Source organism: Bacillus sp. Leaf49, assembly GCF_001426125.1.
Taxonomy (GTDB): Bacteria; Bacillota; Bacilli; order Bacillales; family Bacillaceae; genus Bacillus; species Bacillus altitudinis.
Genome location: NZ_LMRK01000012.1, coordinates 48,535 through 66,209, shown reverse-complemented (window position 1 = coordinate 66,209; position 17,675 = coordinate 48,535). Strand labels below are relative to the sequence as shown.

Here is a 17,675-nt window from a genome sequence, read left to right as displayed (position 1 = left end):
ACGTATCTCCCCCTTTCCTTTATCATATGCCGGGCATGTAAAAAAAGCCAGTCCCCTATAGGAACTGGCTAGCCTCCGAACCGATCGGTTTGGGAGAGTTTGATCTCGACTGATTTTTTCTTTCCGCTTCGGTAAAATTGCACCTTTACCTTGTCGCCGACTTTCTTTTGATAAAGATATTTACGCAGATCAACGATATTTTGTACTTCCTTGCCGTCAAACGACGTCACGACATCCAGCTCTTTTAACCCTGCTTTTCCTGCTGGAGATAAAGGCTCGACACTCATCACGACGACTCCGGTTGTGACCTTTGATGGCAGTTTTAACGTTTCCTGCCAATGATAGCTCGCAATATCTGCAAGTGATTTCATCCCAACACCAAGGTACGGACGCTTCACCTCTCCATAGCGCTCTAAATCCTCTATGACAGGGATCACCAGATTCGCAGGAATAGACAGCCCAATCCCTTCCACCTCTGACTCAGCAATCTTCATTGAATTGATGCCGATTACTTTGCCGTCCATATTGATCAAGGCTCCGCCGCTGTTCCCAGGATTAATGGCGGCATCCGTTTGCAAAACTTCCGCATTCCAATCCGTCTGTCCATCACCATTAGAATCAACAGGGATCGCACGCTCCGTTCCAGAAATCACACCTTGTGTGACGGAGCCAGCAAATTCAAGGCCCAATGGATTTCCAATGGCGATGACAGGCTCACCTGGTTTAACATGGTCTGAATTGCCGAAGGCAGCGGTTTTCTTGATCTTATCACTTTTGACCGTAAGTACCGCTAAATCCATCAGCTGATCACTGCCGACAAGATTTGCCCCGATCCTTGTCCCGTCCTGAAGGCTCACTTCAAGCTGGTTTGCGCCTTTGATGACATGATGGTTGGTCACGATATAAAAGGTGTCACCCTTTTTTTTATAAATCACACCTGACCCGCTGCCTGCTTCACCGCCTTCTTCCCAAAAGCTCGACTTTTGAATGTTAATGACGCCGACAACTGTATCCGACATACTCGATACCACTTTTGTGACCGCATCATTCACGTTCACATTGACGGTCTTTAAAGGGCCATCTGATGCCTGCTGATCTCCAGCTGACTGCCAGCCAAAGGGGCTGCCGTTTTGTCCAGACACATAGGGGAAAAAGAATCCCATTAAAAAAGCTCCTACCAATACACCGATCAGACCAGATAGGAAATATCCTTTTCTGCTTCGTCTCGGCTTCCACTCTACATCGCGATAATCCACTATGTTTCCTTCCTTTCAGTGAATAGATGATGTATATAGTGTTGGTAAGAAGCTCTTATCTTAATCATACGATTGTAAAAATCATACGGCGCAAAGCGGGGTTGCTTTTTTCGGGTCCGTATCATATAAATCAAAGCCATCCCCTACAACAAAGCCCTTCATTTCAAGCGTCTGCTGGACCGCCATACGGGCTAAGTCCTTCATGTTGTTGTCTTGACTCAAGTGGGCCAAATAAATGCGTGAGGTGGCGTCTCCAATCACGTCTGTCATAGCAAGAGCCGCATCTTCATTGGATACGTGTCCGACATCGCTCAAAATTCTGCGTTTGATACTCCATGGGTAACGCCCCATTTGCAGCATGCCGACATCATGGTTGCTCTCAAATACGAACGTATTGGCTGATTTAATAATCCCTTTCATCCGGTCACTCACATAGCCTGTATCCGTCATAAGGGCAAGTTTACGCCCGCCATAATGGAATACGTAAAACATGGGCTCTGCCGCATCATGTGATACGCCAAATGATTCAACATCGAGACCGCCAAATGATTGAACCGTCTCCATATCAAAGTGGAATTTCTGCTCCGTATCCACTTTCCCAATATGTGACTCCATCGCCTTCCATGTTTTCGCATTTGCATAGACAGGAAGCTTGTACTTTCTTGCCATCACACCGAGTCCTTTAATATGATCTGAGTGCTCGTGTGTGACAAAAATTCCGTCCAAGTCTTCCGGCTTGCGATCGATTTGACCAAGCAGCTCTACCATCTGTTTGCCGCTTAAGCCCGCATCTACTAAAAAAGCATGCTCGTCTGTTTCTAAATAAAAAGCGTTCCCCGTACTTCCGCTCGCTAGTACACTGAACTGCAAGCTCATGTTCTCTCACTCCAATGAAGATTTGTCTTCTTTCTCTATATGATCAAGTGTTGAGCCATCAATGGCATTGATCAAATATTCTTCCTCTGTCTTTTTCTTTGAACCAGTTGCCACGCCTTCAATCTCTACTCGCCATACAGGAACCATGACTTGAGTGCTTGCACCTGGGTATTGCGTGTAGTAGCCAAGCTCCACTTTTTTCACTGTCGTGTTTTGGCTCAGCATATTTTGTGTATATAGATCCTTCACCGTTTCAAGCGCCGGGACAAGGGTTTCTTTTCTCACTTCATTAATCGATGTCACCATCGACTGCCGATACGAGACGACCTCGTTTTGATCGTTCACATCCAATGTGATCTTCCCAATAGTTTCGGTGTCATCAAGACCTTCTTGGAAGATGTATTTTCCTTTATACGTTTGGAAAAAGACGATTTCACCTGTTTCTTCATCGATGCTCCAGAGCTTATAATTCTTGCCATCCAGTAAACGCTGGCTCACAAGATTGGTCGCTGCTGTTTTCATATCTTTTTTCGGCAATGCAACTGGTTTATTGAAGGTCATTTCAAGCAGGGTGACAGGATCATCTTTCTCGGTTTTCGGGAATGTGCTTTTCGTCTTTTGATCAGCTAATCCGTCGACATCCTTTTTCGTATATTGCTTTTTCTCAGCTGTAATGCGGTATCCAATCTTCGCTTCATCTGATAGATTGCCATATTTGATTCCGTCTGCCTTCATTTCTTCCAGCGTATCTGTTTTTTCGATAATCGCAAAATGATCGGTCGATCGCTTTTCAAAGTATTGAAAACCTAGAAAGATATCGAGAACGAGAAAGGCTAGGATAAAGATCGTTTTGGTCTTATTCCACTCCATGATTCTCGCTCCCCTCTGTCAGCAAATCATTCGTTAAAATGACGGTTTTTCCGTTATATTTCATACACCATACCGGCTCTAGCCAGACAAACATCGCTTGATCCTGATCTGATGCCGTGGATGTCGCTTGATAGGCAGGGAAAATCTGTTCAATTTTCTCTAAATCATCATACTTCGTCTGCTTGATGATCAAGTTTTTCAGCTCTGTCCCATTCATCAGTTTGACCTGTTCACTCTGACTCGCTTTGTTGCCGAGAATGTAGTTTGGACGCTTATAACTCAAGATGTCATCATTCGCCCATTGTACTTCAAGTGATGTCATACCAAATGGATGTTTTGTGCTGTTGACGATCGGCAGTCCATCCATAAACATATTAAAGGACAGCTGCTGGTTGCTGTTAATGCCGAAGTATTGATAATTATCGGTAAAACTTCCGGTATCATTGAAATACTTCACGCTTCGCTTGATCAAATCCCCCGTTTGGAATACGGTACTAGAATTGATATTACGATGCTGGTATTGGATGCGGTGGTCTTTTTGATTTGCTTCAAGACGACTCGTTCCATCTGTATATACCGTCCGGTTTAAATTAGACTCCTCCCCAACTAGACTTGGGTCTGTAAACAAAGCGTCCTTGAATTTGCTTGTCTTAATCGTTTCGATAAAGAACATTTTCGCTTCAAGCTGCTTTTGCTTCTGCGGCAGAAGGAAATCTCGTTTTGAATTCGTAGAGAAAGTATATAGATCATAGCGCGGCATCTCGTTTTGAGCGGCTGCAATACTATCCATCAAATTACGATAGTTGGCAGATTCAATCGTTAGCTCAAGCACCGATTCCTTGCTGTATGAAACCAAATAAACTTTCTTATTGGCCTTATCCGGCTGAGCGAACGGCACAATCATCCGGTCAAACGAGTTGTATTCAATGGATTTATTCGGCCATTTAAACAGCGCTTGGAAAATATCAATCGGAATCGGATCATTGAACACAAGATCCAATGTTTTGCCTTGCCCCTCGCGTCCATAGAAGAAATTCTTAAATTTCTGCTCGGAATATTGGTCCGACACATCAGCAATCTCTTTGACATCCCACAGGCTCACATCATTCCAAAAGTTTTGGAAGAGTTCCTTTTGATCCACTTTGAAATGCTCTCCATTGGAATGGATGAACATCTCACGCGGCTTCACGACATCAATGAGACTCCGAGGCTCGTCACTTGAAATCTTCTTCGTTTCCACGACCTGTGTGCCGGCATCCGCCTGATCCTGCATGACGGGCTGGAACATCCAAATATTCCACGTAAACACAAGACTGATCGCAATTAGGATTGTCAATATAATGGTTTTAAAGGTCTCACGCTTCATCCCAATCATCCTCTTGTTCTTCATTGTACGGAAGGGTAAAGGTTACCGTTGTTCCTTTTCCTTCAATGCTGTCAGCCCAAATATCTCCGCCATGAGCCTGAACCATTTCTTTTGCAATCGCAAGGCCTAGGCCGGTTCCGCCAAGCTTTCTTGTTCTTGCCTTATCCACTCGATAAAAACGTTCAAAGATTTTATCCATATCCTTCTTCGGAATACCGATTCCTTCATCTTTGACACTGAATAACACAAGACCTTGCTCCTCATCCAAATCGACAGTGAACGTAATGTGTCCACCCTCTGGCGAGTATTTCATAGCATTGGAAATGATATTATCGAGCACCTGAGTGATTTTATCTTGATCAATTTCCACATATATTTCACGCTGCGGCAAGTTGCGGATGAAATCGACATGCTGCTCCTTCGTCATTTCAAAACGATCAATGACGAGCGAGATAAACCTGATAAAATTCGTCCACTCACGATTGAATTGATAATCCTTGCTGTCGAACTTAGACAGCTGGAGCAGGTCATTCACAAGTCTAATCATGCGCTCTGTTTCATTTTGCGTGACACTGAGGAACCTTGGCGCAAGCTCTTTATCACCAATCGCACCTTCAGCGAGTGCCTCAAGATAGCTTCGCATCGTCGTAAGCGGTGTGCGCAGCTCATGCGATACGTTCGCCACGAATTCACGACGTTCCGCATCAATTTTTTCCTGCTCGGTTACGTCATAAATGACTGCAATTAAACCATCAATTTTCCCATGCTCTTTCTGAATCACTGAGAAATTCACACGCAAAACAGACAGTTGATCTTCGCGTTCAATTTCTAGCAGCATGGAGTCTTGATTTTCGACTAAATCTTCAAATGTATGAGTTTCTTCTAAGCCAAGCAAGGATGTGATCGGCATCTCTAGAGCTGTTTCACGTGAAACATTCAAAAGCTCTAGTGCCGGGCTGTTTAATAGAATAATGGCCCCGTTTTGATTCGTGGCAATGACGCCATCGGTCATATAGGCGATAACAGAAGAAAGCTTTTTCCTCTCACCCTCTGTCATCAGCTGCGCTTCCTCCAGCTCTCTCGTCAGATGGTTAAATGTCGTCGCTAGCTGACCAATCTCATCATGTCCATACTTTCGGACCTTTCTGGAAAAGTTCCCTTTGGCGAGCTCGATCGCTTGCTTTCTCATATCCGAAATTGGGTGTGTAATGGTTCTGAATATGAATATACCAAGTAGAGCGGTCGTCCCAAGTGCGATGAGTGTACCCGTCGCCAAAATGGTGTTGATCGTTCGCATTTGGTTAAAAACACTTTCCATGGATGAGACCACATAAATGACACCAACGGTTTCTTGGTTCTCATTTTTCACGGCTGTCGCTGATATGCGGACTCGTTTATTCGATTCTGGGTCATAGAATTTTTTCTCGTAGTCTTTGCCAACCGCGAAAATACGGCTAATGATTTGATCTGTGATTTTCTTCCCGGCAATCTCTTGACTGCCATTATTCACAGAGGCAATGACCTCTCTGCTTTCGTCAATATAGCTGACTTCAGAAATTTCATTAGACTCATCTTTGTTGTTAAAATCGTTTAGTATCTTTTGAGCATCCTCTTTTAATTCTGCCTTGCTTTTCGATGAATCTTGTTCTAGGTAATACGATAACGAGTAGATTCGCTGATTCAAGGAATTATCATAGGAATTAATTAAGGACTGCTCTAGCTGCTTCACAAAGTACACGCCAATGATCTGCATGGCGACAATGATCAGCAGCACATAAATCAAGGTCAATTTAAAGTGAATCGAGCGAAAAAAACCTACTTTACTCATAAGAATCTTAGTCCTGCTCTGGGTTTCTTAAATAGTAGCCGACGCCTCGTCTTGTTACGATCCAGCTCGGGTGGCTAGGGTTGTCTTCAATTTTTTCACGAAGACGGCGGACTGTCACGTCTACTGTACGGACATCTCCGAAGTAATCGTAGCCCCAAACCGTTTGTAGTAAGTGCTCACGTGTCATGACTTGTCCAATATGTTTCGCTAAGTAATGAAGCAATTCGAACTCACGATGCGTTAACTCAATCGTCTCGTCACGCTTAGACACGACATACGCATCTGGGTAGATCACAAGTGAACCAATCTCGATATCATTTGATTCAGATTCTTCCTCTGATTGCGGAGCAGTCGTCTGTCTTCTTAAATTTGCTTTTACACGTGCAAGCAGCTCGCGTGTACTGAATGGCTTTGTGACATAATCGTCTGCGCCAAGCTCAAGACCAATGACTTTATCGATTTCAGAGTCTTTTGCTGTCAGCATGATAATCGGCATGTCATATTTCTTTCTCACTTCACGGCATACTTCAACGCCATCTTTGTTCGGCAGCATAATGTCGAGCAAAATAATGTCTGGCTTAATTTCTTCTACCATTTCAAGGGCTTCATTTCCATCATACGCACAATGAACCTCGTAGCCCTCTTTTCTTAAGTTAAATTCCAATATATCCGCAATCGGCTTTTCATCATCTACGACAAGGATCTTTTTTTCCATTGTGATTTCCTCCTGCATTTTTAGCATCTATGTCATTCCATTTTGCATGTCTCATTACGCCTTTTTCATTTACGAAAAAAAGGCTCACTGTCTATTATAACGTTTTACGAGGCAAAGATAAAAATAATAACGGCTTTCTTTGCTAGTAAACGTTGGATAGAAGAACTTCACCCAAAAGATTTGATGACTTTTTCCTTTTTTATTGAAACTTTTCCAGTCACCAAACGTCTATATACATGTAACGTCTTCTTCTTATGGAGCCGGGCCCTACCTAGGTCCGGCTTCTCCCTTTTTATGCCTTCTTTTCATAATAAAAACGCACCTGCGATTGCAGATGCGTTTGGAAGTGGCTCGGGACGGAATCGAACCGCCGACACACGGATTTTCAGTCCGTTGCTCTACCAACTGAGCTACCGAGCCATCATCAAAAGATGAATATGTATAAATGGCGGTCCGGACGGGACTCGAACCCGCGACCTCCTGCGTGACAGGCAGGCATTCTAACCAACTGAACTACCGGACCTCAGTAACTTGCCCGAAAAAGCAATCGTGGTGCTCCTTCAAGCAAGTGAGGAAAAATTAGCTTAACGCTAAAGTAAATCAATGACCCGTACGGGATTCGAACCCGTGTTACCGCCGTGAAAGGGCGGTGTCTTAACCGCTTGACCAACGGGCCAAAACATGGTGAGCCATGAAGGACTCGAACCTTCGACCCTCTGATTAAAAGTCAGATGCTCTACCAACTGAGCTAATGGCTCTCGGTTTGTGAAAAGTGAATCTGAAGAAGCTGTATTGCGTCAAACCAATCGCTTTAAAAGCTGGAAAATCGCATCTTAACAAGTTTCAGAGACCTTTGCAACAACGAGATTTATAATATCATAGAGTAATTACATATGGCAATACGTTTTTCGACATTTTTTTAAAAAAAGTGTCGGATTTGATATCTTCTGTTAAACCGCCTAATCCTGCAAGCGCCTTCATTCAATCAATGGCTACTGCCCAATCCAGCACACAGAAACGTTTGATTCCGACCAATATTGGTTATACAAGAAACAAACAGCATGGTGATTGAAAAAGGAGGAAGCATAGGATGAGTTCATTTAAATTAGGAGATAAAATGCCCGATTTTTCACTGCCAACAGTGCAGGGCGATCACATTGAGTTTTACAAACATTTAGAGGAGCATCAAAGCTGGCACCTCCTCGTTTTCTTTAGAGGATCATGGTGCCCAGTATGTGTCGAGGAATTAAAAGAGCTGGAAAAACAGCAATCCTATTTTCAAGAAAAGGATATTCACTTAATGACGATTTCAACGGATAACCCTGAAGACTTGAAAGAATTTGCAGACAAAGAGGGACTTTCTTTCCCCATCATGTCTGACCAAAACCTCACATCATTGAAAGCCTATGAAGTCTTCTATCACGGGGAAGATGCCCCATACGAAGACCACGGGGTGCACGGAGAACCTGCCTATTTCTTATTAAATGAAAAAGGCCAAGTCCTCTATCAGCAAAGACAAACAAGTCCATTTGGCAGACCACATGCCAACGAACTGCGCAAAATCATTCAATACATTCGTAAAAATTTAAAAGGCCAATATAAAAGCCTAAAATAAAAAAGAAGCTCTCATCAGAGGGCTTCTTTTTTATGAATGTTTTTTGTTGTATAGCCAATCTGCGGTGAAAAACACAAGAAGACCTGTCATTAAAATCACAAAAGTCACAGGTGTACTCTCACCTTGAAAAAAAGCGTAAGACGCATGTCCTCCTAATGCTAGAAGATAAAAAACAAACGCCGATCCTGCTGCTTTTTGTGCATTGGCTTGTTCTCTTTTCGTCGTTTTTTTGAAAAACATTGTATCTATTCCCCTTTAAGATGCTTTCTTCATTGTCACACGGCGAAGTGCCCGTGATCGGATATACTCCATTGGCCCAATTCGCCAGACGTGTAAGCAAAGGGCTGAAATGGCAATTTGCAGAAGTGAAATGAACAGCCATGACAAGACGATAAGGGGGGCGTTGATTTGACCGCCAAGACCCAATCCCCAGCTGTAAAAAAGAAGCGAGCAGATGACATTTTGCAGGATATAGCAGCTAAGCGCCATTTTCCCTACATATTCAAACCAAGTCCACATGAACCATGACTCCGTGCGTGCTAGAAGCTTCGCCACGACAGCAATATAGAAAATAGAGAGGAATGGTGAAAACACATAGCGCACCACGAATTCTACTATGTCATTTGGTACGAAGACGAGCGCATTCAGCGGCAGTCCAATCCACAAACCCATTCTGAATAATGTTTTCCGCAGAGTTTGCCCACGCTCATTTGCATAAAATACACCGGCTCTCATCATCCGCACACCTAATAAAAACAAAAAGGTATTCATTGGGATAATAAAGATTGCTTCTTCTCGGTACATCAAAAAGTGCTGTAATCGGTCTTGAACTTGAGATATCCATGTCTCCGGCAGTTGTTCTTCGTACGCTGGTTCACTGCTCTCGTCATAGGATTCATTTTCCAATTCAGAGAAAGAAAATACAACGAGAAAAGCCGTCACCAACAAATGAATGACACCCGAGACAATCATGCCTTTTTTGATGCGCCGACTCCCTCCACGGACAATAAACGCCACAAGCAAACCCGTGACGGCGTAACTCATGAGCACATCATATTCCATCACTAGCGCAAAATGGACAAAGCCTTCAATCAATAAAAATAAAAGAATCCATAAATATGTACCCGGCCAAGTCGTATTTTTTCTTTTCGCCTGCTGGTATTTCAGCTCTAGCCCTACGCCAAACATGATTGTGAGCAGCGATAGCATTTTGCCATAAACGAACATAGAGACAAGACTTTCAAGAAAACTACCATTTTCATATTCATCCGCAATCTGATCTGTCGCAAAGGTATCCCCTGCGTATGCAAAAAACCAGACGTTTGTACCCAATGTACCTAATATCGCAAAACCTCGTAAAATATCTAATAATCGTATTCTTTCTTTCACTAGAACGCTCCTTCCCTTTTATACAGTTATCATATTTTGGTAATGACAGGAAGAGCGTTCCGTAGAAATTAAGGAATATTTAAACAAAAAAGACACCAGTAAAATGTGTGATTTTACTGGTGTCTGATCAGTCTATAATGATGGACGGTACACGCTGCGGACAACGTTCGTTTGGGAACGGTCTGGTCCGACTGAGAAAATAGAAAGTGGAATACCTGTTAATTGTGAAATGCGCTCTAAGTAATGACGGGCATTTGCAGGCAGTTCACTTAAATTCTTCACGCCTGTAATATCCTCTGTCCATCCTGGCATTTCTTCGTAGACAGGTTCACATTTCGCTAATTCATTTAGACTTGCTGGGAATTCTTCAGTGATTTCTCCGTTCAATTTATAAGCAACACAGATTTTCAATTTCTCAATCCCTGTCAGTACATCAATGGAGTTAAGAGATAAATCTGTAATTCCGCTCACACGGCGCGCATGACGGACAACAACACTGTCAAACCAACCAACACGGCGCGGGCGGCCAGTTGTCGTACCGTATTCACGGCCAACTTCACGGATTTGATCGCCAATTTCATCATGGAGTTCTGTCGGGAATGGGCCATCACCTACACGAGTTGTGTAAGCTTTTGATACGCCGACCACATGTTGAATTTTCGTAGGACCTACACCAGAACCAATCGTCACGCCTCCAGCCACTGGGTTAGATGACGTCACGAACGGATATGTCCCTTGATCGATATCAAGCATAACGCCTTGTGCCCCTTCAAAAAGAACACGGCGGCCTTCATCTAGAGCATCGTTCAATACAACAGATGTGTCCACGACATATTTTTTCACTTGCTGACCATATTCATAATACTCATCTAAAATATCTTCAATTTTGAAGCCTTCTGTGTCGTACATTTTCTCTAAAAGACGATTTTTCTCTTCTAGATTACGGGCAAGCTTCTCTTCAAATACTTCACGATCTAATAAATCTGCGATACGGATTCCGACGCGGGCAGCTTTGTCCATATAAGCTGGTCCGATTCCTTTTTTCGTCGTACCGATCTTGTTAGCCCCTTTCCGCTCTTCTTCTACCTCGTCCAATTTTAAGTGATAAGGCAGAATGACATGGGCTCTATTGCTGATTCTGAGGTTATCTGTACTCACATTCCGTTCGTGAAGATACGCAAGCTCAGTGACCAACGCTTTAGGATCAACCACCATTCCATTACCGATGACACAAGTTTTCTCTTTGTAAAAAATACCGGACGGAATGAGGTGTAGCTTGTAAGTCACTCCATCAAATTTGATTGTGTGACCTGCATTGTTTCCCCCTTGATAACGGGCAATCACCTCTGCATTTTCTGAAAGGAAATCGGTAATTTTCCCTTTCCCTTCGTCACCCCACTGCGTACCTACTACGACTACTGAAGACATATCGTGCACCTCCGTTAACCTTTCAAAACGTTATCTCTTTCAAACACATTTATTTTATCAATGGACAATGAAAAAGTCAACGTGAAATCCGAACATTAATATCTTGAAATCAAATTTTGTTCGTTTTACATGTGAGGAAAAGCGCTTTAATTGCTCATTCTACGCTTAAACAAGGAGATTTCGATCAAAATTACTGTTTTTCTCATTTCCGTTTGTTCAGTGATTTTCAATCAATTGAATCATCGAACTTGCCATAAAGTCGGGTGAGTATGGTCTACCTTTTCTCAGCCACCACTCAGCTGTTCCAACATAAGCAGAAATGACAAATTGCTTCTGCATCTCGAGAGGAACGTGTTGTGGATCAGGTGTTGAACCTGTGACTTCTTCTAGCCCCAAAGTAAAACTTTCTTCAAAAAAAGCACTGGCCGTCTGATGAATATTAAGCTCTCTTCCCCTTTTCAAGAGAATCTGATACTCCTCTTCATGTTCCTGCAAATGCTGATAAAAGCGATAAATATACACATATGCTGCATGATCGCTCTTCCACTCACTTTCATGTACAGGAGCAAAAATAGCGGTTTTCATGACATCAAACATCTCATCCATGACCTGCTGAGCTAAGTCAAACTTATCCTCATAATGCTGATAGAAGGTGGTGCGATGGATTCCTGCCTTGTTCGTCAAATCTTGTACAGAAATCTTCCCCCATTCCTTCTCCTTTAATAACTGAAATAACGCTTTTCTTAATTGTTGCTTTGATTCAGTTGCGCGCTTATCCCCTCTGTAGCAGTCCGCCACAAGCCGCTCTCCCCTTCCCATTTTCTTCAACAGATTTCGCCTTTCTGTTGGTTGAATCCTTTCTCCTGATGAATTACCTTTAAATCTAACACAGTGAAAAAAAGGAATCATCTGACAACCCATAAGGAGTGATGATCATGGAAACAACAACACCTAGTGCCGTTCAAAAAGCGTTATTAAGAGGGAAAAATAAGCAGGACCCGTATCACCCATTTGATTGGTACGCCAAAATGCGTCAAGAATCTCCTGTTCATTTTGATGAACACAGCCAAACATGGAGTGTCTTCACCTATGAAGAAGCAAAGCGCGTCACCATCGATAAAGATACCTTTTCTAGTCAACCTCCTCAAGACCACCGGAAACATTCACTGATGAAAACAATGGTCATGATGGACCCGCCAAAACATACACGAATCCGTTCCATTGTGAGCAAAGCCTTTACACCCCGGGTGATGAAATTGTGGGAACCACGCATTCAAGAGTTAATGGATGATCTCATTGCACAAATAGAAGGTAAGGAAGAGATTGATCTTGTTCAAGACATCTCCTATCCGCTTCCTGTCATAGTCATTGCAGAGCTTTTAGGTGTGCCAACAGAACATAAACAATCCTTTAAAGAATGGTCCGATATTCTCGTCAGCATGCCTAAAAGTGAACATGAAAAAGATGTCGTTGAATGGCAAAAAACACGGGATCAAAGCGAAGCGGACATGATGGCGTTTTTTGCTGACATCATTGAAGAGAAGCGGCAGAACCTTAGTGAGGATTTGATTTCGCTTTTAATCCAAGCGGAGGAAGATGGAGATAAGCTGTCCGCAGACGAATTAATTCCTTTCTGCAATCTTCTCCTGTTAGCAGGCAACGAAACGACCACCAACCTGATCTCCAATATGATCTTTAGTTTGTTAGAAAATCCGGGGTCGTATGAAGCGCTCGCTCAATCACCTGACCTCATTCCTCGTGCTGTGGAGGAGGCTGTCCGTTTCCGTGCCCCTGCGCCTACCATTGTCCGGTATGTCACAGAAGACACCGAACTTGGAGGAAAAGTCTTGAAAAAGGGAGACAGTGTGATTGTCTTTCTTGCTTCTGCGAACCGGGATGAGCGTCAATTTCCAAACGCACATGAGTACGATATACACCGGCACCCTAATCCCCATATTGGCTTTGGCCACGGCATTCATTTCTGCCTAGGCGCACCACTTGCTCGCCTGGAAGCATACACTGCCATCAAAGCCATACAGTCACGATATGAATCACTAGAGCTTCTCTCTTACGTCCCAATGACAAGCAGCGGTATGTATGGACTAAAAGAACTGAAGCTCCGTGTCACGCCTCGTTCCTAACAATCTGAGACTCTCACAAGATGGGAGTCTTTCTTAATCAGGTGTAATTCCTTCTGTATTCATGAGCACCACTCGATATCCATCTGGATCTTCAATCGTCACGCCTCCTCGATCCCAGTACGGGTTCGTAGAGGTGACATGCCGTCCGCCAAATGCGATCAGTCTCTTTTTCATCTGCTGAAATTCTTCTTCATCCGGAATATAGAATACAAGCAGCTGCTCTGGGTGGGGAACAGGCAAGCTTTCGTCTTCTTCATGTTTGGTGATTTCCAGATGAACATGCTGGTGAGGAAGCCCAAGCATGACCCCATCATACCCTTCATGCTGATCAAATGAGCCAATTCGTTTCAGCCCTAAACCTTCTTCATAAAAAGAAACAACCTCTTTCATGTTGACGGTCGGACGTGCGATGCGTAATTGAGCGGCTTCGAATTGTTGAAACTTCATCAGTCATCACTCCTTTTCTCTCCCTTTAGTATACGCTCTCTTTTTCTCCCACTCCTCCTCATTTCGAATGTTTTTCAGTCATTCTTTCGATGTAGATGGATCAAAAAAAGCCCAGCTTCTTGAGCTGGGCTTTAAGCACCGGGCGGAACACCCGCATCGTCAAATCTTCTTTCTAAGTTGACGAATTTGTTATATTCTTTCACGAAAGCCAGTGATACCGTTCCAACTGGACCGTTACGCTGTTTCGCAATAATAATTTCAATAATGTTCTTATTCTCTGATTCTTTGTCATAGTAATCATCACGATAAAGGAACGCCACAATATCGGCATCCTGCTCAATACTTCCTGATTCACGAATATCAGACATCATCGGACGTTTGTCCTGACGCTGCTCTACCCCACGAGAAAGCTGTGATAAGGCAATGACCGGCACTTCAAGTTCTCTTGCTAGTGACTTTAAAGCCCTAGAAATTTCAGATACCTCTTGCTGACGGTTATCGCTTGATCGTCCACTCCCTTGGATGAGCTGTAAGTAGTCAATCAGGATCATGCCAAGCCCGTTTTCTTGCTTCAAACGGCGGCATTTCGAGCGAATCTCACTGACTCTAATACCAGGTGTATCATCAATGAAAATCCCACTGTTTGATAGCGAACCCATCGCCATTGTCAGCTTACCCCAGTCCTCTTCTGTGAGATTACCGGTTCTTAGGTTTTGCGCATTGATATTTCCCTCGGCACAAAGCATACGCATGACCAGCTGCTCAGCGCCCATCTCTAAACTAAAGATGGCGACACTTTCATCTGTCTTGGTCGCAACGTTTTGTGCAATATTTAACGCGAAGGCTGTTTTCCCTACGGACGGACGAGCCGCTACAATAATCAAGTCATTTCGCTGGAAGCCAGCTGTCATCCGGTCAAGCTCTGAGAAACCCGTTGGAATCCCAGTGATATCACCTTTTCGATTATGAAGCTGTTCAATATTATCATATGTCTGAACAAGAACGTCTTTAATGTTTTGGAAAGCTCCTGAGTTTTTACGCTGAGCCACTTCCATAATGGTTTTTTCAGCATCACTCAATAGATCTTCTACTTCATCCTCACGCGTATATCCATCCTGTGCAATGGTTGTCGCTGTACGGATCAGACGTCTTAAAATAGATTTTTCTTCCACGATTTTTGCATAATATTCAATGTTTGCGGCAGTTGGGACAGAGTTCGCAATATCGGTTAAATACGAAATCCCGCCTACCTCTTCTAGTAAGTCTGTATTGGCAAGTTCTGATGTCACCGTGACAAGGTCAACCGGTTCCCCTCTATCACCAAGTACAAGCATCGCATTGTAAATCTTTTGATGCGACATTCTATAGAAATCCTCTGGAATTAATACTTCAGAAGCGAGCGTTAGCGCAGATGGTTCTAAAAAAACAGCACCTAATACGGCCTGCTCGGCTTCTATATTTTGCGGCGGCAGCCGGTCATCGAGAAGTTCCGTCATGCCAAGCACCGTCCTTTCATAAAAAAATACGCTACTCATCATTTTAACATTTTCATCAATAAAAAAGTGAAAAACATCAACTATAGTCAAAATTACCATGTGGATGTTTCGTTGAACAGCGAAACACACCCTTCAAATAGAAAAGACTCTGTAACATAAATTGTTATAGAGTCCTTTGTCTCGCTAATGGAATTTGTAGCTGTTGTTCACACATGTGATCGATACTCCAACATGGCATGAACACGCACATGATCAAATATTGAAAATATCAGGTGCGTTTTTTAATCTATCGTTTTCTTAACTCCGTAATTCACCTTTTGTCCAATGTCATATAAAGACCCGTTTTCATACCCAATAGATAACACCAAATCGGGAATAGAATCATATCCGTTTTTGGCTAAGTCAAAGAGTTGTGCACCATAATGTGATGCAGCAATACGGGCATTTTCTGCTGTGTATGGGTTTTTCAGAAGTTCTTCTTTGTAGATATCAAAAATATTCGCTCCGGTATCCGTTACAAATTGACCGTTTACAATACTTAAATCTTTTAAGTTGTAACCTGTTACCGTTTTGATTTGATTGACAAGGTGGAACTTTGCAAGTGAATCCGGCGTGAATTGAGTCGAATCATCATTTCTACTTTTCATAATATGAAAAAATAGTTCTCTTGTATTGTTGCTTGTATTCAGTATATCTTCTATTTGTTTGGCTAGGGTTTCGTCTGTTGATCCACTCACCACTAATTTGAAATGATTTGGGTCAATGGTAAAAGTTAAATTGGCGTTTTTAGGAATGTTCAAACCATTGGTAGAAAACAAAGCTTGCAGTTGTTCGTTCACCTTTTGGCGATTTAATAGTTTCTTTTCTACACTTTCCTGGGTAGGATCGTACCGTTTTTCATTACGGAAAATAGCATCATTGAAGTCATATTGTCCACCTTTATTATTCCTTGCCCAACTCATTTCCATCGTATAAGCAGCTTCTCTCTCCACTTTAGTTAGATCACTTCTGAAATAAGAAGAGTATGGATTTCGATACTTATCATATATATGGCTCTGGGGATCTTTGAATCGTTTATTTTGTTCATTTATTTTTTCGTATTTTTCATCTAATATTTTCATTCGTCTATCAGATTCGGTCATCACTTCGTTTGTACTTTTAATAGCTGATTGGCTATTGAAGTCGGTAAAGTTCTGATTGTTTAGAACAGTTGCTGCGTTTGATGTATTGATCTTCACTTTGATACTCCATAATTCACCTTTTGTCCAATGTCATATAATGACCCGTTTTCATACCCAATAGATAATACCAAATCGGGAATAGAATCAAATCCATTTTTGGCTAAGTCAAAGAGCTGTGCACCATAATGTGATGCAGCAATGCGGGCATTTTCTGCTGTGTATGGATTTTTCAGAAGTTCTTCTTTGTAGATATCGAAAATATTCGCTCCGGTATCCGTTACAAATTGACCGTTTACAATGCTTAAATCTTTTAAATTGTAGCCTGTCACCGTTTTGATTTGATTGACAAGGTGGAACTTTGCAAGTGAATCCGGCGTGAATTGAGTCGAATCATCATTTCTACTTTTCATAATATGGAAAAATAGTTCTCTTGTATTGTTACTTGTATTCAGTATGTCTTCTATTTGTTTGACCAGCGACTCGTCAGTTGTTCCACTCACCACTAATTTAAAATGATTTGGGTCAATGGTAAAAGTTAAATTGGCGTTTTTAGGAATATTCAAACCATTGGTAGAAAACAAAGCTTGCAGTTGTTCGTTCACCTTCTGACGATTTAATAGTTTCTTTTCTACACTTTCTTGGGTAGGATCGTACCGATTTTCATTACGGAAGGCGGCATCATTAAAATTATAATACCCTCCTCTCCCATGGTTAGCCCAACCAATTTCCATAGAGTAAGCAGCATCTCTTTCTGGTTTGGTTAGGTCACTTCTGAAATAAGGAGAGTATGGATTTCGATACTTATCAAATATATGACCATGAGGATCTTTGAATCGTTTGTTTTGTTCATTTATTTTTTCGTATTTTTCATCTAATATTTTCATCCGTCTATCAGATTCGGTCATCACTTCATTTGTACTTTTAATAGCTGATTGACCTTTAGAATCTATTTGGTTCAGATTGTTCGAAGAACTGGCTGTATATGACGTATTAATATTCATTTTGATTCTCCTTTTTTAAGAAAATAGTGATTATTAAATATATCGGCAATTCAGTTAAAATTTGTT

At 42.3% G+C, this 17,675-nt stretch carries 16 protein-coding genes and 4 tRNA genes; 2 read left to right on the top strand and 18 right to left on the bottom strand.

What is annotated here, in order from left to right; genetic code table 11:
- Positions 1–68: 68 nt before the first annotated feature.
- The 10 genes from ASG46_RS07125 to ASG46_RS07080 form a co-directional block, all read right to left on the bottom strand.
- The gene (locus tag ASG46_RS07125) at positions 69–1,256 is read right to left on the bottom strand and encodes a S1C family serine protease (RefSeq protein WP_056703865.1); all 1,188 of its coding nucleotides are present in this window, start codon (positions 1,254–1,256) and stop codon (positions 69–71) included.
- 81 nt (positions 1,257–1,337) lie between these two features.
- Complete coding sequence (locus ASG46_RS07120) at positions 1,338–2,132, bottom strand: MBL fold metallo-hydrolase (RefSeq protein WP_007497388.1); 795 nt, start codon at positions 2,130–2,132, stop codon at positions 1,338–1,340.
- A 6-nt stretch (positions 2,133–2,138) separates the two neighbouring features.
- Positions 2,139–3,002 (bottom strand): two-component system regulatory protein YycI, encoded by an 864-nt coding sequence (locus ASG46_RS07115; RefSeq protein ID WP_024718467.1) that lies wholly within the window; start codon positions 3,000–3,002, stop codon positions 2,139–2,141.
- Entirely contained in the window at positions 2,989–4,368 is a 1,380-nt protein-coding gene (yycH, locus tag ASG46_RS07110; protein ID WP_008347488.1) for a two-component system activity regulator YycH, read from the bottom strand. Before yycH ends, ASG46_RS07115 begins: the two co-directional genes overlap by 14 nt.
- Positions 4,358–6,196, bottom strand: a complete 1,839-nt coding sequence (walK, locus tag ASG46_RS07105) for a cell wall metabolism sensor histidine kinase WalK (protein WP_007497390.1) — start codon at positions 6,194–6,196, stop codon at positions 4,358–4,360. Before walK ends, yycH begins: the two co-directional genes overlap by 11 nt.
- 7 nt (positions 6,197–6,203) lie before the next feature.
- Positions 6,204–6,911: a response regulator YycF gene (gene yycF / locus ASG46_RS07100; RefSeq protein ID WP_056703863.1), complete on the bottom strand. Its 708-nt coding sequence runs from the start codon at positions 6,909–6,911 to the stop codon at positions 6,204–6,206.
- Between the two features lie 347 nt (positions 6,912–7,258).
- Positions 7,259–7,331: transfer RNA gene (locus tag ASG46_RS07095), tRNA-Phe, on the bottom strand.
- Between the two features lie 26 nt (positions 7,332–7,357).
- Positions 7,358–7,434 (bottom strand) — tRNA-Asp (locus tag ASG46_RS07090).
- 81 nt (positions 7,435–7,515) lie between these two features.
- Positions 7,516–7,587, bottom strand: a tRNA-Glu gene (locus tag ASG46_RS07085).
- A gap of 6 nt (positions 7,588–7,593) precedes the next feature.
- Positions 7,594–7,669: transfer RNA gene (locus ASG46_RS07080), tRNA-Lys, on the bottom strand.
- Between the two features lie 332 nt (positions 7,670–8,001).
- On the opposite strand from ASG46_RS07080, the gene ASG46_RS07075 reads away from it, so the two are divergent.
- On the top strand, positions 8,002–8,526 hold the full coding sequence (locus ASG46_RS07075; RefSeq protein WP_008347497.1) for a peroxiredoxin family protein: 525 nt from the start codon (positions 8,002–8,004) through the stop codon (positions 8,524–8,526).
- Positions 8,527–8,556: 30 nt separating this feature from the next.
- Here the strand turns inward: ASG46_RS07075 and ASG46_RS07070 are convergent, their stop codons facing one another.
- From ASG46_RS07070 to ASG46_RS07055, 4 genes are all read right to left on the bottom strand, one after another.
- Entirely contained in the window at positions 8,557–8,766 is a 210-nt protein-coding gene (locus ASG46_RS07070; protein ID WP_024718463.1) for a hypothetical protein, read from the bottom strand.
- 15 nt (positions 8,767–8,781) lie between these two features.
- On the bottom strand, positions 8,782–9,915 hold the full coding sequence (locus tag ASG46_RS07065; RefSeq protein WP_056703860.1) for a DUF418 domain-containing protein: 1,134 nt from the start codon (positions 9,913–9,915) through the stop codon (positions 8,782–8,784).
- A 132-nt stretch (positions 9,916–10,047) separates the two neighbouring features.
- Complete coding sequence (locus tag ASG46_RS07060; protein ID WP_007497400.1) at positions 10,048–11,343, bottom strand: adenylosuccinate synthase; 1,296 nt, start codon at positions 11,341–11,343, stop codon at positions 10,048–10,050.
- A gap of 216 nt (positions 11,344–11,559) precedes the next feature.
- Positions 11,560–12,162: a TetR/AcrR family transcriptional regulator gene (locus tag ASG46_RS07055; protein ID WP_282833467.1), complete on the bottom strand. Its 603-nt coding sequence runs from the start codon at positions 12,160–12,162 to the stop codon at positions 11,560–11,562.
- 116 nt (positions 12,163–12,278) lie between these two features.
- Between ASG46_RS07055 and ASG46_RS07050 the strand changes: the two genes are divergently transcribed.
- Positions 12,279–13,484, top strand: coding sequence for a cytochrome P450 (locus tag ASG46_RS07050; protein WP_056703851.1), 1,206 nt, complete (start codon positions 12,279–12,281; stop codon positions 13,482–13,484).
- A 33-nt stretch (positions 13,485–13,517) separates the two neighbouring features.
- Here ASG46_RS07050 and ASG46_RS07045 read toward each other — a convergent pair whose 3' ends face one another.
- From ASG46_RS07045 to ASG46_RS07030, 4 genes are all read right to left on the bottom strand, one after another.
- Positions 13,518–13,931 (bottom strand): VOC family protein, encoded by a 414-nt coding sequence (locus ASG46_RS07045; protein ID WP_017359894.1) that lies wholly within the window; start codon positions 13,929–13,931, stop codon positions 13,518–13,520.
- 131 nt (positions 13,932–14,062) lie between these two features.
- The gene (dnaB, locus tag ASG46_RS07040) at positions 14,063–15,427 is read right to left on the bottom strand and encodes a replicative DNA helicase (RefSeq protein WP_003214779.1); all 1,365 of its coding nucleotides are present in this window, start codon (positions 15,425–15,427) and stop codon (positions 14,063–14,065) included.
- A 281-nt stretch (positions 15,428–15,708) separates the two neighbouring features.
- Positions 15,709–16,665 (bottom strand): DUF4885 family protein, encoded by a 957-nt coding sequence (locus tag ASG46_RS07035; protein WP_056703848.1) that lies wholly within the window; start codon positions 16,663–16,665, stop codon positions 15,709–15,711.
- Entirely contained in the window at positions 16,662–17,609 is a 948-nt protein-coding gene (locus ASG46_RS07030; RefSeq protein WP_056703845.1) for a DUF4885 family protein, read from the bottom strand. The genes ASG46_RS07035 and ASG46_RS07030 overlap by 4 nt, the downstream gene beginning before the upstream one ends.
- Positions 17,610–17,675 lie beyond the last annotated feature (66 nt).